General features: G+C 69.4%; 1 pseudogene. It reads left to right on the plus strand.

Going from position 1 to position 278, the window contains the following annotated elements:
- Window positions 1–278: pseudogene (locus R0J88_RS19700) on the plus strand (precorrin-6A synthase (deacetylating)); the annotation flags it as partial.

Raw genomic sequence — 278 nt, forward strand, 5'->3', positions numbered from 1 at the left:
GTGTCCAGGCCCTGACGGCCCGGCACAAAGTGCCGCTGAACCGCATTGGCCGCTCCGTGGAAATCACCACCGGACGCCGCCTGGCAGCGGGGCAGGCCGGCTCCGCCGACAGCCTGGTGGTGATGCTCGACGCCGAGGATTCCTACCGCCACCTGCGCAACCAGGGCCTGGACATCTACTGGGGGGCCTACCTGGGCACCGCGGATGAAATCCTCATCAGCGGCCCCTTGGACCAGGTGGCCGACGAAATCCGCCGTGTGCGCCTGCAGGCCCGCCAG

The sequence above is a fragment of the Pseudoalteromonas sp. SIMBA_162 genome (assembly GCF_046535955.1).
Lineage (GTDB): Bacteria > Pseudomonadota > Gammaproteobacteria > Enterobacterales > Alteromonadaceae > Pseudoalteromonas > Pseudoalteromonas marina.